The organism is Aliiroseovarius sp. ABM4_368, assembly GCF_056161205.1.
Map to the genome: position 1 here is coordinate 315,150 of NZ_JBSWYR010000003.1, position 20,035 is coordinate 335,184.

The following is a 20,035-nucleotide window of genomic DNA, read 5'->3' on the forward strand; positions in this document are numbered from 1 at the left end:
AGAGAAGTTCTTATACCTCGTCCTCGTAAGCGTCCATCGGTGGGCAGGTGCAGACCAGATTGCGGTCGCCGTAAGCGTTGTCCACGCGGTTCACCACCGGCCAATACTTGTCCACGCCAAGGTTCCCCGGAGGGAAGCAAGCCTGTTCGCGGGTATAGGGACGATCCCATTCACCTACCAAGTCACGTACCGTGTGGGGCGCGTGCTTCAGTGGGTTGTTTTCAGGATCGATCTTGCCGTCGATGATGTCCTGCGCCTCGGCCAGGATCGACAGCATGGCGTCGCAGAAACGATCCAGCTCGGCCTTGGGTTCGCTTTCGGTCGGCTCGACCATCAGCGTACCAGCAACCGGCCATGACATGGTCGGTGCGTGGAAGCCACTATCAACCAGACGTTTGGCCACATCATCCACCGTCACGTTGCCTTCGTCCGCAAGCGGGCGAGTGTCGAGGATACATTCATGCGCCACGCGGCCCGTCTTCGAGGTATAGAGGATGTTGTACCCGTCCTTCAGACGCGCCGCGATATAGTTAGCGTTCAGGATCGCAACTTTCGTAGCCTGCGTCAGGCCCGCGCCGCCCATCAGAAGGACATAGGCCCAGCTGACCGGCAGGATCGAAGGCGAGCCAAACGGCGCCGCCGAAACCGGACCAACAGCCGTGCCATATTCCGGGTGACCCGGAAGGTGTTCTTCCAAGTGGGATTTCACACCGATCGGACCCATGCCGGGGCCACCCCCGCCATGCGGAATGCAGAAGGTCTTGTGCAGGTTCAGGTGGCTGACGTCACCTCCAATGTCACCCGGACGGGACAGCCCGACCATGGCGTTCATATTGGCCCCGTCGATATAGACCTGACCGCCGTGATCATGGGTGATCTGGCAGACTTCCTGCACGGTTTCTTCGAACACACCGTGGGTCGAGGGATAGGTGATCATGCAGGCTGCAAGGTTGTCTGAATGCTGCACGGCCTTCGCGCGGAAATCACCCAGATCGATGTTGCCTTCATCATCCGATTTCACAGCCACGACCTTATAGCCCACCATCTGCGCGGTGGCCGGGTTGGTCCCATGGGCCGATGTTGGGATCAGGCAGACATTACGATGCCCTTCGCCACGCGCCGCGTGATAGTTGCGGATGGTCAGAAGCCCAGCATATTCACCTTGCGCGCCCGAGTTCGGCTGCTGCGAAATCGCGTCGTAGCCTGTGATCTGGCACAACTTGTCGTTAAGATCCGCGATCATCTCGTGATACCCTTGCGCCTGATCAACCGGCACGAAAGGGTGCAGGTTGCTGAATTCAGGCCATGTGACCGGGATCATCTCGATCGTCGCGTTCAGCTTCATAGTACAGGACCCCAGCGGGATCATCGCGCGATCCAGCGCCAAGTCGCGATCAGCCAGACGACGCATATAGCGGGTTATCTCGGCCTCGGCGCGGTTCAGGTGGAAAATCGGGTGGGTCAGATACGGCGTTTCGCGCAGCGCATAGTCCGGCAGGCGATAATACACATCCGACTTGTCGTTTTTCTTCTCGATGCCGAATGCACCCCAGACCGCTTCCAACGTTTCAGGGCGGGTTTGCTCGTCAAGGCTGATACCCACACGAGTTTCGCCAACTTTGCGCAGGTTCACGCCGCGTGCGACAGCCGCCTCCATGACGGTTTTCTGCAGCGGGCCGACATCGACAGTGATGGTGTCGAAGAACACTTCGGGCTCGACCTTAAAGCCGTGCTCTTCCAGACCCACAGCCAATCGCGAGGTCTTGCGGTGCACCGATTGCGCAATCGCTTTGATGCCATCAGGGCCATGATACACAGCGTACATAGACGCAATAACCGCCAGCAAAGCCTGCGCCGTACAGACGTTCGAATTTGCCTTCTCGCGGCGGATGTGCTGTTCGCGGGTTTGCAGGGCCAGACGGTAGGCTTTGTTGCCACGCGCGTCGATGGATACGCCGATGATCCGCCCCGGCATGGCGCGCTTCAGCTTGTCGGTCGTCACCATATAGGCTGCGTGTGGGCCGCCATATCCCATGGGAACGCCAAAACGTTGGGTCGAACCCACTGCAATATCAGCCCCCATTTCGCCGGGCGACTTCAAAAGCGCCAACGCCAGTATGTCTGCGGCCACAACTGCAATTGCCTTGTGTTCGTGCAGAGCAGCGATTTCGTTGGTGAAGTCGCGCACGTGGCCTTCGGTGCCCGGATACTGAAAGATCGCGCCGAACACGGCGCCCGCGTCCAGCGCGTCGGGATCTGCCACCTGAACGTCAATGCCCAAAGGCGCTGCACGGGTTTTAATCACAGCAATGGTCTGTGGGTGGCAGTTCTTGTCGACAAAGAACGCCGCGTTGTTGGCTTTCGACCGCGAGCCGCGATGCGCCATGGCCATCGCCTCGGCCGCCGCAGTGGCTTCGTCCAGCAATGACGCATTGGCCACTTCCAGACCGGTCATGTCCGATACCATCGTCTGGAAGTTCAACAATGCCTCAAGACGGCCTTGCGAAATCTCGGGCTGATAGGGCGTATAGGCCGTATACCACGCCGGGTTTTCCAGAATATTCCGCAGGATCGGCGCGGGCGTCGTTGTTCCGTAATACCCCTGCCCGATCAGCGAAGTCAGAACCTTGTTTTTTGAGGCCACCTGTTTCATGTGGAAAAGCGCGTCGCGCTCGGACATGGCCGAACCCCAGTCCAGCGGCTCTTTCTGCCGGATCGAAGGCGGGACAGTCGCATCGATCAGTTCATCAAGCGTCTTGAAACCAATGACTTTCAACATATCGCGCATCTCGGTCGGAGACGGGCCGATATGACGTCGGTTGGCAAAATCATAGGCTTCGTAATCGGTCAGTTTGAACGCCATCTTGCGATCCTCGTGCAGTGGGTATGACCCGCCAAATGCCCGGCGGGTGGTCAGGTCTTAACCAATAAAGGCTTTATAGCCATCCAGATCCATCAGGTCATCAAGCTGACCAGCATTTGACAGCTTGACCTTATAGATCCAGGCGTCGCCTTCGGGGTTTTCGTTCAAACCACCGGGATTGTCTTCCAGAGTGCCATTGGCCTCGATCACTTCGCCATCGACCGGCGCATAGATTTCAGACGCGGCTTTCACGCTTTCGATCACGCCGATCTCGTCACCTTTTTCGAACGTGTCGCCGGTTTCGCGTTGTTCAACGAAGACGATCTCGCCCAGTTGGTCAGCTGCGTGTTGAGTGATGCCGATGGTGGCGACGTCGCCTTCCACGGTGATCCATTCGTGCTCTTCCGAGTAATAGGTTGTCATATCAGGACGTCCCTTGTCTTAGCGTTTGTAGTTCTGCTGCACGAAAGGCAGCGATACGATTTCGGCAGGCTGGGCCTTGCCGCGAATGATCAGGTTCACCTTTTCGCCAATCTCGCCATGTCCCTTCGCGACATAGCCCATAGCAACCGGGCCACCGACAGTTGGGCCAAAGCTGCCCGAGGTGATTTCGCCGATTGTGGTGCCATCAAGGCTTTGAATTTCCACATGCTGACGGGCTGGCGCGCGGCCATCGGGTTTGATGCCCACCAGCTTTTTCGCGGGCCCTTCTGCCAGCTCGCGCTGGATGCGATCTGCCCCCGGGAAACCGCCTTCTTCTTTTCGACGCTTCTGGATGGCCCAGCCAAGGCTTGCTTCAATCGGCGAGGTCGACTGGTCAATATCGTTGCCATAAAGGCAAAGACCGACTTCCAGACGCAGGCTGTCGCGGGCGCCAAGACCAGCGGGTTCGCAATCGTCATGGGCCAGGAATGCGCGCGCAATAGCTTCGGCATCAGCTTCCGGGATTGAAATCTCGTACCCATCCTCGCCGGTATAGCCCAGACGCGAGATTCGGCATTCGACGCCGTTGATGTCGGCGTCGGTGGTTTCCATGAAGGTCAAATCACGGGCGGCTGGGCATAGATCGCCCACCACGTCCTCGGCCTTAGGACCTTGTACGGCAACCAGCGCACGGTCAAAGATCTCGGTCACTTCCACACCGTCCAAATGAGCAGCCATATGCGGGATGTCTTGATGACGCATGGATGCATTCACCACGACAAAGAAGTGATCACCCGCGTTCGCGACGATCAAGTCGTCCATGATGCCGCCGTCTTCATTGGTGAAGAAACCATAGCGCGCCTTGCCTTCTTTCAGCGTCGCATAGGCCTGCGGGCAGATGCTTTCCAGCTTCGTCCCGATGTCGTCGCCTTTCAGGATCACCTGCCCCATGTGGCTAACATCAAACAGCGCGGCTTTCTCGCGGCAATGTTTGTGTTCGCCCATGATCCCCATCGGGTATTGGACGGGCATTTCCCAGCCGGCGAAATCAACCATCTTGCCGCCAAGTTCGACGTGAAGGTCATAAAGCGGGGTGCGTTTGGGGGTGTCGGTCATGGCCGCGCCTCCTGTGGCTAAGTTTCCTATTAGGGATGTTGTGTTTCTTATAGGAAACCCTTTACAGTACCGCAAGAAAAGTGTGCGTCGGGATACTTTGACAGCTTTCGGGACCGTAACTAAGCTGTAGGAAACACATAAAACGTGAAAGAGACACGCGTGGACAGCGACACAAACGGCCCCTCGCAAGGGGCGAATGACCGTACAGACGCCCCCGATGGCGAGGCTATGGGCCGCATGATTCGAGAGACCCGGAAGGCCAAGGGCATGACGCTGGAGGATGTCGCGCGGGACGCGGGCATCGGACGCTCGACCCTGTCAAAGATCGAAAACAACCAGACCCGGCCCAGCTTCGACATCATCCGACGTCTGATGCAGTCCTTAGGGCTTGAGACCCCGCAACTGTTTCTGCAATCGGCCAAGTCCGACATCTCGGGGCGGCGAGATTACACCCGCGCTGGCCAAGGCGAAATCAAGAAAACGCCAACCTATACACATGAATTGCTGTGTAACGAGCTGACGTCGAAAAGTATGGTGCCCTATATCTCGACCGTCACGGCGCGCGAGGTGTCCGAGTACGACGACTGGATCCGCCACAACGGTGAAGAATTCATGTTCGTCCTATCAGGCGAGTTGGTTCTGGTGACCGAGCATTATCGCCCGCTGGAAATGAAGGCTGGGGATTCCGTCTATTACGACGCGCGGATGGGACATGGGCTGATTTCAACCAGCGAAGAAGATGCGAAAGTGCTGTGGGTGTCATTAGGGTCATAAGCCCCCGCCATCTTGTCAAAAATCCAGCGTCTTCACGGGTCAACGTGCTTGGCAAGATAGCCATTTATGCGGCTCGTGCGATAATCCCATTCCCGCCAGTTCATGGCGACAGGCTGCGGGTTTGCACACCTGTGAAACCACTCTGGGGCCCAAGTGGCACTTTCGTCCTGCAATCCTAGGGTAATGGCTTTCGAGGCCGTTGGGCCAAGGCTGCACACATACAGCCAATCCTGTGTCTCATAATGACGATGGCTGGATGCACGCTCCATGAAATCCGTGGCAATAATCGCCGCGAAATTGATGAACGTGCAGATGTACAGCACTCCCACACCTAAAATCGCCGAGCGCAGAAGCAACCATTGCGACGCATGCCCACGCATGATTTGCCACGCGACCATCGCCAGACCCAGCGCCACCACTCCCATCCAAATCAGCGCATAAAGGCGCATATAGGTCAGCCCATAGGCGTCAATATAAAGATCCAGCCGCAACAGCGCCGAGACCGTTAGCAACACATTCTGAACGAGCCACAACAGCATAAGAGGCTTCAGGGCCCGATGTTCTGCCAAAAAGGGCTGCGCCGCCAAGGCGAAAGCTCCGGCCAGCATTGCGGTTATCAACAACGGGTAAGCACCACGATGGGCATATGAAGCGTGGCTCATACCATCCGGCAGATGTGCACCCACCAGCATGATCGAGACATCCATGATGCTTTGCACTGCCAACAACAGATTAAACAGGATCAACGCACGTAAGACTGATCCGGCGTTCAGGCCGAAGCCTATTCGGGTCTTCACCGCTTTGGTCTTATTGGCGGAACTTGGGGCAGTTGCGGTCAAGAAGGGCCAGATCAGCAGCCCAAGACCCAGCCAGAACATGATCCGCTTCACGATTGAAAACAGGTCGATGTCGATTTGAAGCGCCTGCAATAGGGTGCGTTCAAGAACGGGATTGGCGTTGATCAGCAGAACGAACAGCACCAATGTGCCCCCAAGCGGGAAGGCCCAGTTTCGCCAAAGCTGAGGGGCAGAGCACCACAAGGGACAGCTTCGGGATCCTGAATCTTTGGCCATCGCGCGCAGAAAGCAGATTAGGTCCTTCATCCCTTTGATTGGCAGTGATGCAGCCAATCGCAAAGCGGCTATCGCCAATAACTCGCGCGCGCGACCCGGGGCAATGCGCAACCATGCCACAGCCCCAACCAGCCCGGCGGCGAGAAAGGCAAATGACAAGACTTGCACATGTTCAAACATCGGCAGGCTTGCCAAAAACAACAGGGCCATCGGCTGATGAACCCGGCGCTCTAGGGGACGAAGCATCACCGAGACGCCGAAGATGGCCCACGCGAAGATGATCACCGAAACGCCCGGCAGATAGCCCCAGAAAAGAACGTCGCCCAAGCCGATTAGAAACGCCAAACTGGCCACCCACGACGGCCGCAGCTCGGCCATTTGGCATGGGTTTGTGGCGCTGGGGCGCCCGCCCGAAGGCCCGGTGGTCTCGCTGGCCAGCCACCAGCCATCATTTGCAATTGAGTGGGGCACTCCACGTAAAACGAGCTCTTTTGGCATTCACAGTCTCCCTTTCGATTGGCACCACTCTGGCGGGTCGAAATGCAGACCATCTGCACAAGATGTGCAGGTTCTGTGCAGCCATGATTTGGCCAGAGGACACGTGACATACTGCGTCCTTTTTGCGCAATCTCTGGCGTGCTTTCCTGTTGCAGAACGATGTCTCATTGCCGATGGTTGAAAGGTCATGCCCACGCAATACTCTTACCAATCCGATCCGAATGTCCCGGATTTTGACGACAGCACGCCGGTCGCTGTTATGGACGCAGAATGTGCGCTGTGCAGCTGGGGGGCGCGGATGATCCATCGGCTGGATCGCTCGGGCGTGGTCCGGATTTGCCCCATTCAGACGCCGCTTGGGGCTGCATTGATGCGCCATTATGGGTTGGACCCAAAAGATCCCGACACATGGATGTTCATCGAAGGCGGGCACGCCTTTGTCGATTTCGAGGCCGTCCTACATGCGGGATCGTCGTTTGGCGGCTGGGGCAAGTTGGTCCGCGTCTTGCAGGTCCTGCCCAAGCCCGGTCGCAATTGGCTGTACCGACGCATTGCCCGTAACCGCTATCGCCTGTTTGGGCGGGGCGACATGTGCGCACTGCCAAATCCAGCGTTCCAGAAACGGCTGCTGCGATGAGCAATCCGGGGACTGACATCAATTTCGCGCCGGATGACACTGCGCCGATCTTCAAACAGGTTCTGGGAACGGATTTCGAGCGCTTGCCCATCGCCGTCCGCGCAACCCATGTGACAACAGACGCCAGCCATTGGCGCGGGCAAGCCTCGGTCACACGTGGGCGCGGGGTTTGGGCCGGGTTTCTGGGATGGTTCTTCGGGTTCCCTGCAGCCTCAGAGAGCGTCGAGGTCGAGGTCATCAAGACCAGAACCACAAAGGGCGAGACATGGGTGCGCCGGTTCGGACCCAGCAGGTTCAAATCGCGTCTGGCGGCCACGCCCGATGGGATGACCGAAAGCTTTGGACTGTTCAGCTTTCTCCTAGGGCTCCGGGTGGACAAAAACGCACTGCATTATCCAGTGCGGTCAGGGCGGTTCGGTCCCCTGCCCTTGCCTCGCGTTTTACTGCCGATCTCGGACGCGCGCGAGTATGAGCGTGATGGGCGGTTCCACTTTGACGTCAAGCTTCACGCACCCTTCACGGGCGGTTTGCTGGTGCATTATCAGGGCGATCTGAAACCCGTTCAGGCCCGCCCTGAAGATTAGCGCTTAGCGCAGGCGCTGTTCGGTGCCTGCGTCAAAGAACATCGCATCCGCGTCGTCGAAGCCGACGATCACGTTGCTGCCCTCGGGAAGCGTGTCTTCGGTGCGGTTTTCCACGATGATCTTCTCGCCGTTGCCGGTGATCAGATAATCATAGGACACCCCACCCAGACGCTCGCGCAGATCAAGGCGCGCGCCGCCGTCGCCTGCTTCGATGGTCAGGTGCTGCGGACGCACACCCACCAGAACTTTCGACCCGTCGCCTGGAAGCGCGACCGAGGTGTTCACCACACGCCCGCCCAGACTGTCCAACACAACGCCGCCGTCCTTTACGACACCTTCAAGAAAGTTCATCGCAGGCGAGCCGATGAAGCCCGCGACGAATTTGTTGTCGGGATCGTTGTACAGATCCATCGGGCTTCCGACCTGCTCGATCAGGCCGGCGCGCAGCACGACGATCTTGTCGGCCAGCGTCATCGCTTCGACCTGATCGTGGGTCACGTAGATCATCGTCGCGCCGATTTCCTTGTGCAGGCGGGCGATTTCCACACGCATGTCCACGCGCAGCTCGGCATCTAGGTTCGACAGGGGTTCGTCGAACAGGAAGACCTCGGGTCCGCGCACAATGGCACGCCCGATGGCAACACGCTGACGTTGCCCGCCGGACAGCGCCTTGGGCTTGCGTTTCAGATAGTCGTCCAACTTTAGGATGCGGCTGGCTTCGCCGACCTTGGCTTTGATTTCATCCTTGGGATGGCCGTTCATCTTCAGGCCAAACCCCATGTTCTCTTCAACCGACATATGCGGGTACAGCGCATAGGTTTGGAACACCATCGCCACGCCGCGTTCGGACGCATCCACATGGGTTACATCGCGTTCGCCGATCCTGATTTCACCACCTGTGGTCTCTTCCAGTCCCGCAATCATCCGCAAAAGCGTGGACTTGCCGCAGCCTGACGGGCCAACAAAGACGCAGAACTCGCCGTTGTCGATTTGCAGATCAATATCGTGGATGACCTGAACGTCGCCATATTTCTTAATGGCATTCTTGAGCGTTACGCCTGACATGGTGAACTCTCCTGATTACGAGCTTGGGAACTGCCAGTTTTCGGCAGCTTTGGCGATTTCATTTGCAGTGTTCAGAATCACTGGACGCAGATCGTCCAGTGATTCCAACGAGTACTTGTGAGTGGTGGTTGTGATCGAAATCGCCCCGATCACGCGGGCATTCGAAGACAGGATGGGCGCGGCAATGCAGATAATCCCGGGTTCATGTTCTTCCCGGTCATAGGCCACGCCGTCTTCGTGAATTTCGGCAAGCTCGGCGCGCAGGGCGTCTGCGTCAGCCAGCGTGTGTTCCGTGTGCTTAAAGAAGGACTGATTCTGGATGGCCCTGTCTTGTTCGTCGGGCTTCAGAAAGGCCATCATGGCTTTGCCAACGCCGGTGCAATAGCCTGGCCCAACCTTGCCCGCCTGCGAGAACATCTCGACTGGCAAGTCGGCGTTCCGTTTGTCGACGTAAAGCACTTGGCCGCGGTCGATCTGAGCCAAGTGGATGGTCTCGCCGACCTCGCGCGACAGAGCGTCTAGGAACGGACGTGCCACCGGGGCCAGAGAGCTTTGGCGCCACGCCGAATGCGCCAAGCGTACAAGGCGCATCCCCGGCGCATAGGTCTGGCGTTCTTCATCATAGCTGAGCAGCCCCTGTGTGGTCAGGGTTTGCAGCAGGCGATACAGCGTGGCTTTGGGATAGGGGGATTCGGCCAGCACATCGTTGAACCGGACCGGACGCATCTTTCCTGCGACCATATCCAGCACATGCAATGCCTTTCCTACCGTGCCGCCAGCGGCTTCTGGTGGTGTCTCAAGCGAGCCCATCAATATCTCCTCCTGCTTCCTGTCCTCAGCAGGAAACTATTGACATCTGTAGCGAAGGCTTCGCATAGTTTCAATAGTTGAACGATAGTTTCATTATTTGGAACTTGAAAATGACTAGAACCCTTGGGAGGAAACCAATGCTGAAATCAATGAAAGCATCTGTTGCGGCAGTTGCTGTTACCGCCGGTCTGGCAACGTCCGCTTTTGCAGCTGACCTAACCGGCACGCTGCGCATCATCTCGGACATGTCGAACCCGGCACCGCGCGCGATCATGGAAGGTCTTGCAGCCGACTTTGACGCCATGCATCCCGACCTGACGGTCGAGCTGGAAGTGGTGGACCGCGAAGCCTGGAAAAGCCAGATTCGCAACGCACTTACGGCAAATGCGCCCGACGTGATCAACTGGTACGCGGCCAACCGTATGGCCCCCTATGTGAACGCTGGTCTGTTTGAAGATATCTCGGACATGTACGAGGGTGGCGACCTGCCGGGTCTGGACTCGGTCAAGGGTGCGATGACCATCGACGGCAAGCAGTACGGCGTTCCGTATACCTACTATCAGTGGGGCATCTATTACCGTGAAGACATCTTCAACGAGCTGGGCCTGACCGAGCCCGCTACCTTCGACGAGGAAATCGCAAACTGTCAGAAGATCCTTGATTCGGGCCGCAAGTGCTACTCGATCGGGTCGAAGTTCCTGTGGACCGCTGGCGGTTGGTTCGACTACATGAACATGCGCACCAACGGCTTTGACTTCCACATGAAGCTGGCCACCGGTGAAGCCGAATGGACTTCGGACGAGGTGCGAGCGACCTTTGCCAACTGGCGCAAGCTGATCGACATGGGCGCCTTCATCGACGATCACCAGACCTATAGCTGGCAAGAAGCTTTGCCCTTCTTCGTGAACGGGGAAGCCACTGCTTACCTGATGGGCAACTTCGTGGTACCGCATCTGCGTGAAGCTGGCCTGACCGACGAGCAGATCGACTTCTATCAGTTCCCGAAGATCGCAGACGTGCCGATGGGTGAAGATGCCCCTACTGACACGTTCCACATCGCATCGGGTGCGCAGAACAAAGAGGCGGCTCGCGCCTTCCTTCAGTATGTGACTTCGCCCGACGTGCAGTCGAAGATCAACGCAGCAGACGGCCTTGGCCAGCTGCCGATCAACGCCAACGCATCCGTAGGTGACGACGAATTCCTTCAGCAGGGCTTCGAGATGCTGTCGCAGAACGCAACGGGCGGCATCGCTCAGTTCTTCGACCGTGACTTCCCCGCTGAAATGGCTTCTGTCGGCATGGAAGGATTGCAGGAATTCATGGTGTTCCCGGACAATCTGGAAGACATCCTGAACCGCTTGGAAGACGCACGTAAGCGTATCTACAAGTAATCCCCCAAGGTGCCCTGCGCGTTACTATGCGTGGGGCACCCTCCTTTTTTTCACACTGCACGCTATTGGCAAGCCCAAATGGGTTTCCCCATGACGTGTCCACGGGAGGAGCGATATGACAACTGCACATGCAGAAATGACTTGGATTCGGCGCAATCGGATGACGTTGACGCCGCTGATGTTCCTGTTGCCGGGCGTGTTGTTCTTTTTGGTCTATGTGATCATCCCGATCGGCCAAAGCTTCAACATTTCGCTCTATGAATGGGACGGGCTGGGCGAGGCGACCTTTGTTGGCACTGGCAACTATCAAGAGCTATTGACGGACCGCGCGTTCGAGATCTCGCTTTGGAACAACGTCAAATGGCTGGCCCTGTACCTGCTGGCCATTCCGGCGGGGCTGTTGATTGCGCTGTTTTTGAACCAGACCATCGTGGGTATCCGCCTGTACAAGTCGCTGTTCTTCTTTCCCTTCGTCCTTAGCCAAGTGGTCGTGGGGCTGGTGTTCAGCTGGTTCTATCTGCCCAATGACGGGCTGTTCGACATCATTACGGGGCTGTTCGGCATCGATATTCGCGGCGGCGTGTTGGGCAATCCGAACACAGCCACCTATGGTATCATTGCTGCAGGTCTGTGGCCGCAGACGGCCTACTGCATGATCCTGTATCTGACGGGCCTGAACGCCGTGGACCCTGAACAGATCGAGGCCGGGCGACTGGATGGTGCCAAGGGTTGGCGCATGTTGTGGCATGTCATCCTGCCGCAACTGAAACCTGCCACCTTCATCGCCTTCGTGGTGACGATCATCGGTGCGCTTCGGTCCTTCGATCTGATCTCGATCATGACAAACGGTGGTCCGTTCGGATCGACCCGCGTCCTGTCCTTCTACATGTTTGAAAAGGCGCTGTCCGAATATGGGTTCCGCATGGGCTATGGCTCGGCCATTGCGGTGGTTCTGTTCCTGATCATGCTGGTCTTCATCGGCTACTTCCTGTGGTCGATGTACCAAGACGAAAAAGCAGCGCGGAGGTAAGACGATGTTTCCTACACCAATCGAAAAACGGTCGCGCGGGGCGCAGATTACCTATCAGGCGCTGGTGCCTTTCGCGCTGATCATGTGGCTTTTGCCTTTGCTGGCGGTTGCGCTGTTCTCGGTCCGCCCGTTGGCCGACTTTACCAACGGCAACTATTGGGGCATGCCTTCGTCCGTCGAGTTCTTCACGAACTACGGCAAGGTTTTCCTTGAAAGCGATATGCCGCGTTACATGTGGAACTCGGTCCTGATCACGGTGCCGACGGTGATCGGCGCGGTGGCCCTGTCCTGCATGACCGGGTTCGCACTGGGCATCTATCGCTTCCGCGGAAATCTCTTGATCTTCTTCATGTTCATCGCGGGCAACTTCGTGCCCTTCCAGATCCTGATGGTGCCGGTGCGCGACCTGACCGTGTCGGCGGGTCTTTATGATACCAAACTGGGTCTGGTCCTGTTCCACATCGCATTCCAAACCGGGTTTTGTACGCTTTTCATGCGCAACTTCATCCGCGCGCTGCCCTTCGAGCTGATCGAAGCCGCCCGCGTCGAAGGCATCGCAGAATGGCGCATTTTCTGGTACATTGTCCTGCCCCTGATGAAACCCGCAATCGCGGCGCTGTCGGTTCTGATCTTCACCTTCATCTGGAACGACTATTTCTGGGCGATTGTGCTGACCCAAGGCCCTGACGCACAGCCCGTGACCGCTGGCATCACATCCTTCAACTCGCAATTCGTGGCGCAATATCACTTGATGAGCGCTGGCAGCATCGTGGCCGCATTGCCGCCCGTTGCCATGTTCTTCTTGATGCAGCGCCACTTCATTGCAGGCCTAACACTTGGAGCCGTTAAATGATCCGAACTTGGTCGCTTCAGGACGGGCGCCAAAGCCTTGTCCTGGCCGCTGATCGCGAACACCTTCCCGAGGTCGTCTATTGGGGGCCGCGGTTGCCTGATGGCGAAGACCTCGAAACGCTCGCCCAAGCCCATATGCTGGACGTAACCGGAGGAATGCTGGACCAGAACCCTGAACTGTCGATCTGCCCCGAGGCCACCCGGACCTTTCCCGGCCAGCCGGGGCTAATCCTGCGTGACGGGAACGGGACACCACTTCTGCCGAAGTTCTGTTTTGAAGGCGCTGAAGAAGGTCAGGACAGACTTGTTCTGACCTATCGCGACGTGACCAATACGCTAACCTACCGGGCGCGGTTTTCCATCAACCCGCTGACCCATATGATCGTTGCTCAGTCCGAAATCGAGGCTGATCACGACCTGCACCTGCATTGGCTTTCTGCGCCGGTTTTTCCCGGGCCGCAGCAATCAGACGAGGTCATCGACTTTTCCGGCCGCTGGTGTGGCGAATTTCAGATGAACCGCACCCCGTGGTCGGCTGGCATCCGGTATCGCGAGAACCGCACAGGTCGCACCGGCCATGAACACTTCCCCGGCCTGATCGTGCCCTGTCGCGGCGCGACCAACACGCGCGGTAATGCTTATGGGTTTCATTATGGTTGGTCCGGTGGGCACCGAATGGTGGCCGAGGAATTGCCCGATGGACGCCGCCAGATCCAATTCGGCGACGCCGCTCGGATGGAACATGTGGCCCAGAAGAAATTCAAGTCTGCCCCGCTTTACGCGATGTTCTCGGATGACGGTATCAACGGTTGTGCCGTCGCGTTCCAGCGCCATTTGCGCGATCAGATCGTTGATTTCCCGGATAAAAACCGCCCGCGACCGGTGCATTACAATTGCTGGGAAGCGGTCTATTTCAATCACAACTTGCCCGAGTTGAAAGAGATCGCTGACCGCGCCGCCGCGCTTGGCGCGGAACGCTTCGTGCTGGATGATGGATGGTTCGGCAATCGCGACGATGACACGCGCGCGCTGTCTGACTGGGAAGTGGACAAACGCAAATATCCGGACGGTCTGAACCCTCTGATCGAGCATGTCCACGGTTTGGGCATGAGCTTTGGCATCTGGTTTGAACCCGAGATGATCAACCCCGACAGCGACATCCACCGCGCCCATCCCAACTGGGCGCTGGGCGGCGAAGATCAAATCCTTGGCCGTCAGCAAAAGGCGCTGAACATGGCCCTGCCGGAAGTCCGCGATTTCTTGTTTGATCGGATCAGTGCAGTGCTGTCCGCCCACGACATCGACTATATCAAATGGGACCACAACCGCGTGTTGCCGATGCCGGACGCGGCGCAGACTCGTGGCTCTTACGCGCTGATCGACCGGCTGCGTGCGGCCTTCCCAAAGGTCGAGATCGAAAGCTGCGCCTCGGGTGGCGGGCGGATTGATTTCGGCATTCTGGAACGCACCCACCGTGTCTGGCTGTCCGACAGCAACGACGCGCTGGAACGGCTGCGCATCCAGCACAACGCGGCGATTTTCCTGCCCTTGGCTGTGACCGGCAGCCATGTTGGCCCGCGTCACTGTCATACGTCAGGCAGGGTGATCGACATCCGTATGCGCGCTTGGGTGGCAGCCAAGCGGCACATGGGGTTCGAGATGGACCCGCGCGAGCTGACCGCCGACGAAACCCGCGTTCTGACCGACGCGACCGCGTGGTGGAAAGCCAATCGTGACTGGATGACACGCGCCGATATCCTGCGGCTGGACAGCGCCGATCCATCGATGATCGCCGAACAGCAATTGTCAGACGGCGGGGACCGATTTGTTGTGTTCGCGGGCGTCGCTGACACTTCGTCCCAAATCACGCCGCGCCCGTTGTGCTTGACCCGGCTTTCCCCGGATGTGACCTATCGTATCGAGCTGGTGAACCGAGATGATGCACCCGCTTTGTCGCGCGGCAATCCGGCGCTGAAATCCGGCCCGGTTGAACTGAGCGGCCAGTATCTTATGAACCACGGCCTGACGCTGCCGTGGCAATTCCCGCTGAACATGTGGGTGATCGAAGGGACAAAGCTATGACGAAGGACAGACGCAACCGTGCTTGGTACGGAAAGCTGGACAAAGACGGGTTTATCCATCGAAGCTGGATGAAAAACCAAGGGTTCCCGGATCACGCGTTTGACGGCCGCCCGGTGATTGGCATCTGTAACACATGGTCGGAACTGACGCCTTGCAACTCGGGTCTGCGTGATCTGGCCGAGGGTGTGAAACGCGGCGTGTGGGAGGCAGGCGGCTTCCCGGTCGAATTCCCCGTCATGTCGCTGGGCGAAACACAGATGAAACCCACCGCCATGCTGTTTCGCAACCTACTGGCGATGGATGTCGAAGAATCGATCCGCGCCTATGGTATTGATGGCGTCGTTCTTTTGGGTGGGTGCGACAAGACAACCCCCGGTCAGTTGATGGGTGCGGCATCCGTTGATCTTCCGTCCATTGTGGTTAGCTCGGGTCCGATGCTGAACGGCAAATGGAAGGGCAAGGACATTGGGTCTGGCACAGACGTTTGGAAGTTCTCGGAAGCGGTGCGCGCGGGTGACATGACCCTTCAGGATTTCATGGCAGCAGAAAGTGGTATGAGCCGCTCGAAAGGCGTGTGCATGACAATGGGCACGGCGTCGACCATGGCATCGCTGGTCGAAGCGATGGGAATGAGCTTGCCGACCAACGCGGCTTTGCCTGCCGTTGATGCTCGCCGCATGGCGCTGGCGCATCTGACCGGAAAGCGGATCGTCGAAATGGTGGACGAGGACCTGAAGCCCTCGGACATCCTGACGAAAGAGGCGTTTGAAAATGCCATTCTGGCCAACGCTGCGGTCGGTGGTTCGACCAACGCGGTGGTGCATCTTCTGGCAATGGCTGGGCGGGTAGGCGTTGACCTGAACCTTGCTGATTTTGAGCTGGGCAGCGAGATCCCCTTGCTGGTCAACTGCATGCCCTCGGGCAAGTATTTAATGGAGGATTTCTGTTACGCGGGCGGGATGCCTGTGGTGCTGAACGAGTTGGCGAAGGCTGGTCATCTGCGCAGCGCCAAGACGGTTCTTGCCGGGGATATCGCAGCTTATGCAGACGGTGCTGAATGCTACAATGATGATGTCATCAAGACGTTCGATGACCCGGTGAAACCTGCGGCAGGTCTGCGCGTATTGCGCGGAAATCTTGCGCCCAACGGTGCGATCGTTAAGCCTTCGGCCGCGACCGATGCGTTTTTGGAGCACGAAGGCGAAGCCTATGTTTTCGAGACCATCGAAGACATGAAAGCCAATATTGACCGCGATGACTTGCCAGTAACCCCTGACACGATCCTTGTGCTGAAAGGCGCTGGACCCAAAGGCTATCCGGGCATGCCCGAGGTTGGCAACATGCCAATCCCTGCAAAGCTGGTTCGCGAAGGCGTTCGTGACATGATCCGCGTCTCGGACGGGCGCATGTCCGGTACGGCATTTGGCACGGTGATCTTGCACGTCTCGCCCGAGGCACAAGCCGGCGGAACACTGGCCTTGGTCAAAACCGGGGACCGCATCCGCGTCAGCGCCTCGGAAGGGGCGTTAGAGTTATTGGTGGACGACACCGAACTGGACGCCCGCCGCGCGGCGTGGCAACCGGACGAGCCGCACTATACCCGCGGCTATGCCAAGCTGTACATCGACACCGTCATGCAGGCCGAACATGGCGCGGACCTTGATTTCCTTGTGGGCAAAGACACCCGCCCCGTCACACGAGAGAGCCACTGATGAGTATCGCAACCTTTCATGACCTCGACGGCGCGTCCGTCTTCATCACTGGCGGCGGGTCAGGCATTGGCGCCGCGCTGACCGAAGGCTTCCTGCGTCAAGGCGCCAAGGTGGGCTTTGTGGGCCGTTCGGATGCGTCCGAATTTGTTGACCGGATGGAGGCTGAAACCGGCAGCCGCCCTCACTTTGTGCAATGCGACATCACCGACATTCCCGCGCTGAAGTCGGCTATGGCTGAATGCGCGGCTTTGAACGGCCCAATCACTACGCTGGTGAACAATGCCGCAAATGATCAGCGCCACTCGACCGAAGAAGTGACCGAAGACTTCTGGGACTGGGCGCAAGCCATCAACCTGAAGGCTTACTTCTTTGCCTGTCAGGCGGTGATGGAGGGCATGAAGTCCGCAGGCGGCGGCGCGATCATCAACTTCACCTCGATCAGCTATATGATGGGGAACTCCGGCTATCCGGCCTACACGACCGCGAACAGCGGGATCAACGGCATGACGCGCTCTTTGGCGCGTGAATTTGGACCAGACAAGATCCGGGTGAATGCGCTGGCACCGGGTTGGGTTCTGACCCAAAAGCAATTGGACATGTGGGCCGAGCCCGAAGCCCTTGCAGCACATCTGGAACGCCAATGCCTGAAAGAGCATCTGGACCCAGAAGACATCGTGTCCTCGGTGCTGTTTCTGGCCTCGAAGGCCAGCCGGATGATCACAGGCCAAGCGCTGGTCGTGGACGGGGGCGTGGTCGTTACAGGATGAAGCACATGGGACAGACACCAGACTGGATCGCCGTAGATTGGGGCACGACGCATATGCGGGCGTGGCTGATGGCACAGGACGGGAGTGTTCTGGACCGGCGCGACTGCGACAAGGGTATGGGTGGACTATCTCAGGATCAATTCGAACCTGTGTTGGACGAACTGCTGTCCGATGTCACCGCCAGCACACCCCTGCCAGTAATCGTCTGCGGTATGGCCGGATCGCGCCAAGGTTGGACCGAAGCGCCCTATGTCGCGGTGCCCTGCCCACCGCCCGGAAGCGAAGCCGCCACGCCTGCTCCCGCCGCCAAGTGGAACGTCCGCATTCTGCCCGGCGTAAAACAGACCAGCCCCGCAGATGTGATGCGCGGGGAGGAAACGCAGATCGCGGGGTTCTTGGCGTCCGAGCCCGACTTCGACGGCATCTTGTGCCTGCCCGGCACCCACAACAAATGGGTCCATATCAGTGCCGGAGAGATCGTCAGCTTTCGCACATTCATGACGGGCGAGATCTTTGCCCTTCTGGCCTCGCAATCGGTGTTGCGCCATTCGGTCGACACAGATGATTGGGACGAGGTTGCGTTCAAAAACGCGCTGTCCGACACCATGTCCCGCCCTGCTGATCTGGCTGCCAAGCTCTTTTCTCTACGCGCCGAGGGGCTGTTGAACGACATGCCCGCAGCCGAAGCAAAATCGCGCATGTCTGCCCTTTTGATCGGGGCCGAATTGGCGGCAGCCAAGCCCTATTGGTTAGGGCAACAGGTGGTCATTCTGGGCGAAGGACCCGTCGCCCGCGCATATGAAACTGCTTTGAATGCACAGGCGGCCATGGTGCGCTGCGTGGACGCTGAAAAACTGACATTGGCCGGCCTGACCGCCGCCTTCGCACAAGTGAAAGGGACCCAATCATGAGCCGCGAAATCATCGCCATTCTGCGGGGCATCCAGCCGGACGAGGCTGTCGATATTCTGAACGCCCTGATCGATGCAGGCATCACTAAGATCGAGGTACCTCTGAATTCACCCGACCCGTTCGACAGCATCGAACGCATGGTGCAGGCCGCTGGCGACCGCGCGCTTGTGGGCGCTGGAACGGTGTTGGATGTGGCTTCGGTCCAGCGGCTGGCCTCGATCGGTGCGCAGATGGTTGTGTCGCCGGATGCAAACCCCGACGTCATCGCCGAGACCAAGGCGCAGGGCATGTTGTCCTATCCCGGCGTCCTGACCCCGACCGAGGCATTCTTGGCCCTGCGATCCGGCGCGGATGGCTTGAAATTCTTCCCAGCTTTCAAGCTGGGGCTGGACGGGTTCAAAGCTCTGTCCGCCGTGCTGCCCAAAGGCACCAACACCTATGCGGTGGGCGGCGTTGGTCCTGCGGATTTCGCAGACTGGCTGGGCGCTGGCATCACCGGGTTCGGGCTGGGGTCGAACATTTATAAACCGGGCTACTCTGCCGAAAAGGTGGGTGCGTTGGCGGCCGAAATTGTGGCCTCGTACGACGCGGCGGTGTCATGACCGTGCGGGTCTTTTCTGACACGATCTGCACGCTTGGCGAAGGCGCGTTCTGGCACCCAGAGCGCGCTCAGTTCTTCTGGTTCGACATCCTCGGCAAACGCCTTCTGACGCGGGTCGGCGATGAAGAGCAGGCGTGGGCTTTCGACGAATGCGTCTCTGCCGCTGGCTGGGTGGATCACGACACGTTGATCATGGCAAGTGCCAGTGCACTATGGCGGTTCGACATCGAAGCGGGAGAGCGCGAAAAACTTGTGGATCTTGAGGCTGACAAACCCGTCACCCGCTCGAACGATGGACGAGCGGACCCGCAGGGCGGGTTCTGGATCGGGACGATGGGATACAACGCCGAACCCAACGCCGGAGCGATCCATCGCTTCTATCGCGGCGAGCTGCGCAGGCTTTTTGACAAGATCACCATATCGAACGCGATCTGTTTCAGCCCTGACGGCTCGACTGCCTATTTCACCGACACCGAAGACGGGCGTGTGATGAGGCAGGCTTTGGACACAGAGGGCTGGCCGAAGGGCGATCCGCAGGTTTACCTGGATTTGCGTGACGAAGATTTCGGCGCGGATGGCGCAGTGATCGACGCACACGGCAACTTTTGGAATGCCCAATGGGGCGCATCCCGCGTAGCCTGCTATGCCCCCAACGGCACCCTGATCGAAACCCGCGCAGTTCCCACGACGCAAGCATCCTGCCCTTGCTTTGGCGGCGCGGATCTGAGCACCCTTTATGTGACTACAGCCGCCGACGGGCTGTCGGGCGACAAGATGGCAGGCAAGACCTTTGCCATCGACACAAACTTAACTGGCCAACCCGAACATCGGGTCATTCTCTGAGAA

At 58.4% G+C, this 20,035-nt stretch carries 18 protein-coding genes; 12 read left to right on the forward strand and 6 right to left on the reverse strand.

What is annotated here, in order from left to right; genetic code table 11:
• Nucleotides 1–10: 10 nt before the first annotated feature.
• The 3 genes from gcvP to gcvT are packed head-to-tail and all read right to left on the reverse strand — an operon-like array spanning nt 11 to nt 4,402.
• Nucleotides 11–2,863 carry an aminomethyl-transferring glycine dehydrogenase gene (gene gcvP, locus ACXAH3_RS10870; protein ID WP_474862103.1) on the reverse strand — a complete coding sequence of 951 codons (2,853 nt, stop codon included), beginning with the start codon at nt 2,861–2,863 and terminating at the stop codon, nt 11–13.
• Nucleotides 2,864–2,920: 57 nt separating this feature from the next.
• A complete protein-coding gene (gene gcvH, locus ACXAH3_RS10875; RefSeq protein WP_474862104.1) occupies nt 2,921–3,286 on the reverse strand; it encodes a glycine cleavage system protein GcvH in 366 nt (121 codons plus the stop codon).
• Nucleotides 3,287–3,304: 18 nt separating this feature from the next.
• On the reverse strand, nt 3,305–4,402 hold the full coding sequence (gene gcvT, locus ACXAH3_RS10880; RefSeq protein WP_474862105.1) for a glycine cleavage system aminomethyltransferase GcvT: 1,098 nt from the start codon (nt 4,400–4,402) through the stop codon (nt 3,305–3,307).
• 237 nt (nt 4,403–4,639) lie between these two features.
• On the opposite strand from gcvT, the gene ACXAH3_RS10885 reads away from it, so the two are divergent.
• Complete coding sequence (locus ACXAH3_RS10885) at nt 4,640–5,176, forward strand: helix-turn-helix domain-containing protein (protein WP_474862323.1); 537 nt, start codon at nt 4,640–4,642, stop codon at nt 5,174–5,176.
• A 32-nt stretch (nt 5,177–5,208) separates the two neighbouring features.
• On the opposite strand, the gene ACXAH3_RS10890 is transcribed toward ACXAH3_RS10885, so the two are convergent.
• Nucleotides 5,209–6,747, reverse strand: a complete 1,539-nt coding sequence (locus ACXAH3_RS10890) for a DUF4153 domain-containing protein (protein WP_474862106.1) — start codon at nt 6,745–6,747, stop codon at nt 5,209–5,211.
• Between the two features lie 187 nt (nt 6,748–6,934).
• On the opposite strand from ACXAH3_RS10890, the gene ACXAH3_RS10895 reads away from it, so the two are divergent.
• Nucleotides 6,935–7,384 carry a thiol-disulfide oxidoreductase DCC family protein gene (locus tag ACXAH3_RS10895; protein ID WP_474862107.1) on the forward strand — a complete coding sequence of 150 codons (450 nt, stop codon included), beginning with the start codon at nt 6,935–6,937 and terminating at the stop codon, nt 7,382–7,384.
• Nucleotides 7,381–7,968 (forward strand): DUF4166 domain-containing protein, encoded by a 588-nt coding sequence (locus tag ACXAH3_RS10900; protein WP_474862108.1) that lies wholly within the window; start codon nt 7,381–7,383, stop codon nt 7,966–7,968. The genes ACXAH3_RS10895 and ACXAH3_RS10900 overlap by 4 nt, the downstream gene beginning before the upstream one ends.
• A gap of 3 nt (nt 7,969–7,971) precedes the next feature.
• Here the strand turns inward: ACXAH3_RS10900 and ACXAH3_RS10905 are convergent, their stop codons facing one another.
• Both ACXAH3_RS10905 and ACXAH3_RS10910 read right to left on the reverse strand, forming a co-directional pair.
• Entirely contained in the window at nt 7,972–9,033 is a 1,062-nt protein-coding gene (locus tag ACXAH3_RS10905) for an ABC transporter ATP-binding protein (RefSeq protein ID WP_474862109.1), read from the reverse strand.
• Nucleotides 9,034–9,048: 15 nt separating this feature from the next.
• Nucleotides 9,049–9,843, reverse strand: coding sequence for an IclR family transcriptional regulator (locus ACXAH3_RS10910; RefSeq protein ID WP_474862110.1), 795 nt, complete (start codon nt 9,841–9,843; stop codon nt 9,049–9,051).
• A 137-nt stretch (nt 9,844–9,980) separates the two neighbouring features.
• Between ACXAH3_RS10910 and ACXAH3_RS10915 the strand changes: the two genes are divergently transcribed.
• The 9 genes from ACXAH3_RS10915 to ACXAH3_RS10955 all read left to right on the forward strand — a co-directional run bounded on the left by ACXAH3_RS10915 (nt 9,981) and on the right by ACXAH3_RS10955 (nt 20,032).
• Nucleotides 9,981–11,234, forward strand: coding sequence for an ABC transporter substrate-binding protein (locus tag ACXAH3_RS10915; RefSeq protein ID WP_474862111.1), 1,254 nt, complete (start codon nt 9,981–9,983; stop codon nt 11,232–11,234).
• Nucleotides 11,235–11,349: 115 nt separating this feature from the next.
• The gene (locus ACXAH3_RS10920) at nt 11,350–12,264 is read left to right on the forward strand and encodes a carbohydrate ABC transporter permease (protein WP_474862112.1); all 915 of its coding nucleotides are present in this window, start codon (nt 11,350–11,352) and stop codon (nt 12,262–12,264) included.
• Between the two features lie 4 nt (nt 12,265–12,268).
• On the forward strand, nt 12,269–13,117 hold the full coding sequence (locus ACXAH3_RS10925; RefSeq protein ID WP_474862113.1) for a carbohydrate ABC transporter permease: 849 nt from the start codon (nt 12,269–12,271) through the stop codon (nt 13,115–13,117).
• Complete coding sequence (locus ACXAH3_RS10930; RefSeq protein WP_474862114.1) at nt 13,114–15,198, forward strand: alpha-galactosidase; 2,085 nt, start codon at nt 13,114–13,116, stop codon at nt 15,196–15,198. Before ACXAH3_RS10925 ends, ACXAH3_RS10930 begins: the two co-directional genes overlap by 4 nt.
• A complete protein-coding gene (locus tag ACXAH3_RS10935) occupies nt 15,195–16,910 on the forward strand; it encodes an IlvD/Edd family dehydratase (RefSeq protein WP_474862115.1) in 1,716 nt (571 codons plus the stop codon). The genes ACXAH3_RS10930 and ACXAH3_RS10935 overlap by 4 nt, the downstream gene beginning before the upstream one ends.
• Nucleotides 16,910–17,677, forward strand: a complete 768-nt coding sequence (locus tag ACXAH3_RS10940; RefSeq protein WP_474862116.1) for an SDR family NAD(P)-dependent oxidoreductase — start codon at nt 16,910–16,912, stop codon at nt 17,675–17,677. The genes ACXAH3_RS10935 and ACXAH3_RS10940 overlap by 1 nt, the downstream gene beginning before the upstream one ends.
• A 5-nt stretch (nt 17,678–17,682) precedes the next feature.
• On the forward strand, nt 17,683–18,588 hold the full coding sequence (locus ACXAH3_RS10945; RefSeq protein WP_474862117.1) for a 2-dehydro-3-deoxygalactonokinase: 906 nt from the start codon (nt 17,683–17,685) through the stop codon (nt 18,586–18,588).
• On the forward strand, nt 18,585–19,190 hold the full coding sequence (locus tag ACXAH3_RS10950) for a 2-dehydro-3-deoxy-6-phosphogalactonate aldolase (RefSeq protein ID WP_474862118.1): 606 nt from the start codon (nt 18,585–18,587) through the stop codon (nt 19,188–19,190). Before ACXAH3_RS10945 ends, ACXAH3_RS10950 begins: the two co-directional genes overlap by 4 nt.
• Nucleotides 19,187–20,032 (forward strand): SMP-30/gluconolactonase/LRE family protein, encoded by an 846-nt coding sequence (locus tag ACXAH3_RS10955; RefSeq protein WP_474862119.1) that lies wholly within the window; start codon nt 19,187–19,189, stop codon nt 20,030–20,032. The genes ACXAH3_RS10950 and ACXAH3_RS10955 overlap by 4 nt, the downstream gene beginning before the upstream one ends.
• Nucleotides 20,033–20,035: the final 3 nt, after the last annotated feature.

Coding starts and splice junctions, on each gene's coding strand:
- gcvP (WP_474862103.1), bottom strand. CDS start 2,863: ATGGCGTTCAAACTGACCGATTACGAAGCCTATGATTTTGCCAACCGA.
- gcvH (WP_474862104.1), bottom strand. CDS start 3,286: ATGACAACCTATTACTCGGAAGAGCACGAATGGATCACCGTGGAAGGC.
- gcvT (WP_474862105.1), bottom strand. CDS start 4,402: ATGACCGACACCCCCAAACGCACCCCGCTTTATGACCTTCACGTCGAA.
- ACXAH3_RS10885 (WP_474862323.1), top strand. CDS start 4,640: ATGATTCGAGAGACCCGGAAGGCCAAGGGCATGACGCTGGAGGATGTC.
- ACXAH3_RS10890 (WP_474862106.1), bottom strand. CDS start 6,747: ATGCCAAAAGAGCTCGTTTTACGTGGAGTGCCCCACTCAATTGCAAAT.
- ACXAH3_RS10895 (WP_474862107.1), top strand. CDS start 6,935: ATGCCCACGCAATACTCTTACCAATCCGATCCGAATGTCCCGGATTTT.
- ACXAH3_RS10900 (WP_474862108.1), top strand. CDS start 7,381: ATGAGCAATCCGGGGACTGACATCAATTTCGCGCCGGATGACACTGCG.
- ACXAH3_RS10905 (WP_474862109.1), bottom strand. CDS start 9,033: ATGTCAGGCGTAACGCTCAAGAATGCCATTAAGAAATATGGCGACGTT.
- ACXAH3_RS10910 (WP_474862110.1), bottom strand. CDS start 9,843: ATGGGCTCGCTTGAGACACCACCAGAAGCCGCTGGCGGCACGGTAGGA.
- ACXAH3_RS10915 (WP_474862111.1), top strand. CDS start 9,981: ATGCTGAAATCAATGAAAGCATCTGTTGCGGCAGTTGCTGTTACCGCC.
- ACXAH3_RS10920 (WP_474862112.1), top strand. CDS start 11,350: ATGACAACTGCACATGCAGAAATGACTTGGATTCGGCGCAATCGGATG.
- ACXAH3_RS10925 (WP_474862113.1), top strand. CDS start 12,269: ATGTTTCCTACACCAATCGAAAAACGGTCGCGCGGGGCGCAGATTACC.
- ACXAH3_RS10930 (WP_474862114.1), top strand. CDS start 13,114: ATGATCCGAACTTGGTCGCTTCAGGACGGGCGCCAAAGCCTTGTCCTG.
- ACXAH3_RS10935 (WP_474862115.1), top strand. CDS start 15,195: ATGACGAAGGACAGACGCAACCGTGCTTGGTACGGAAAGCTGGACAAA.
- ACXAH3_RS10940 (WP_474862116.1), top strand. CDS start 16,910: ATGAGTATCGCAACCTTTCATGACCTCGACGGCGCGTCCGTCTTCATC.
- ACXAH3_RS10945 (WP_474862117.1), top strand. CDS start 17,683: ATGGGACAGACACCAGACTGGATCGCCGTAGATTGGGGCACGACGCAT.
- ACXAH3_RS10950 (WP_474862118.1), top strand. CDS start 18,585: ATGAGCCGCGAAATCATCGCCATTCTGCGGGGCATCCAGCCGGACGAG.
- ACXAH3_RS10955 (WP_474862119.1), top strand. CDS start 19,187: ATGACCGTGCGGGTCTTTTCTGACACGATCTGCACGCTTGGCGAAGGC.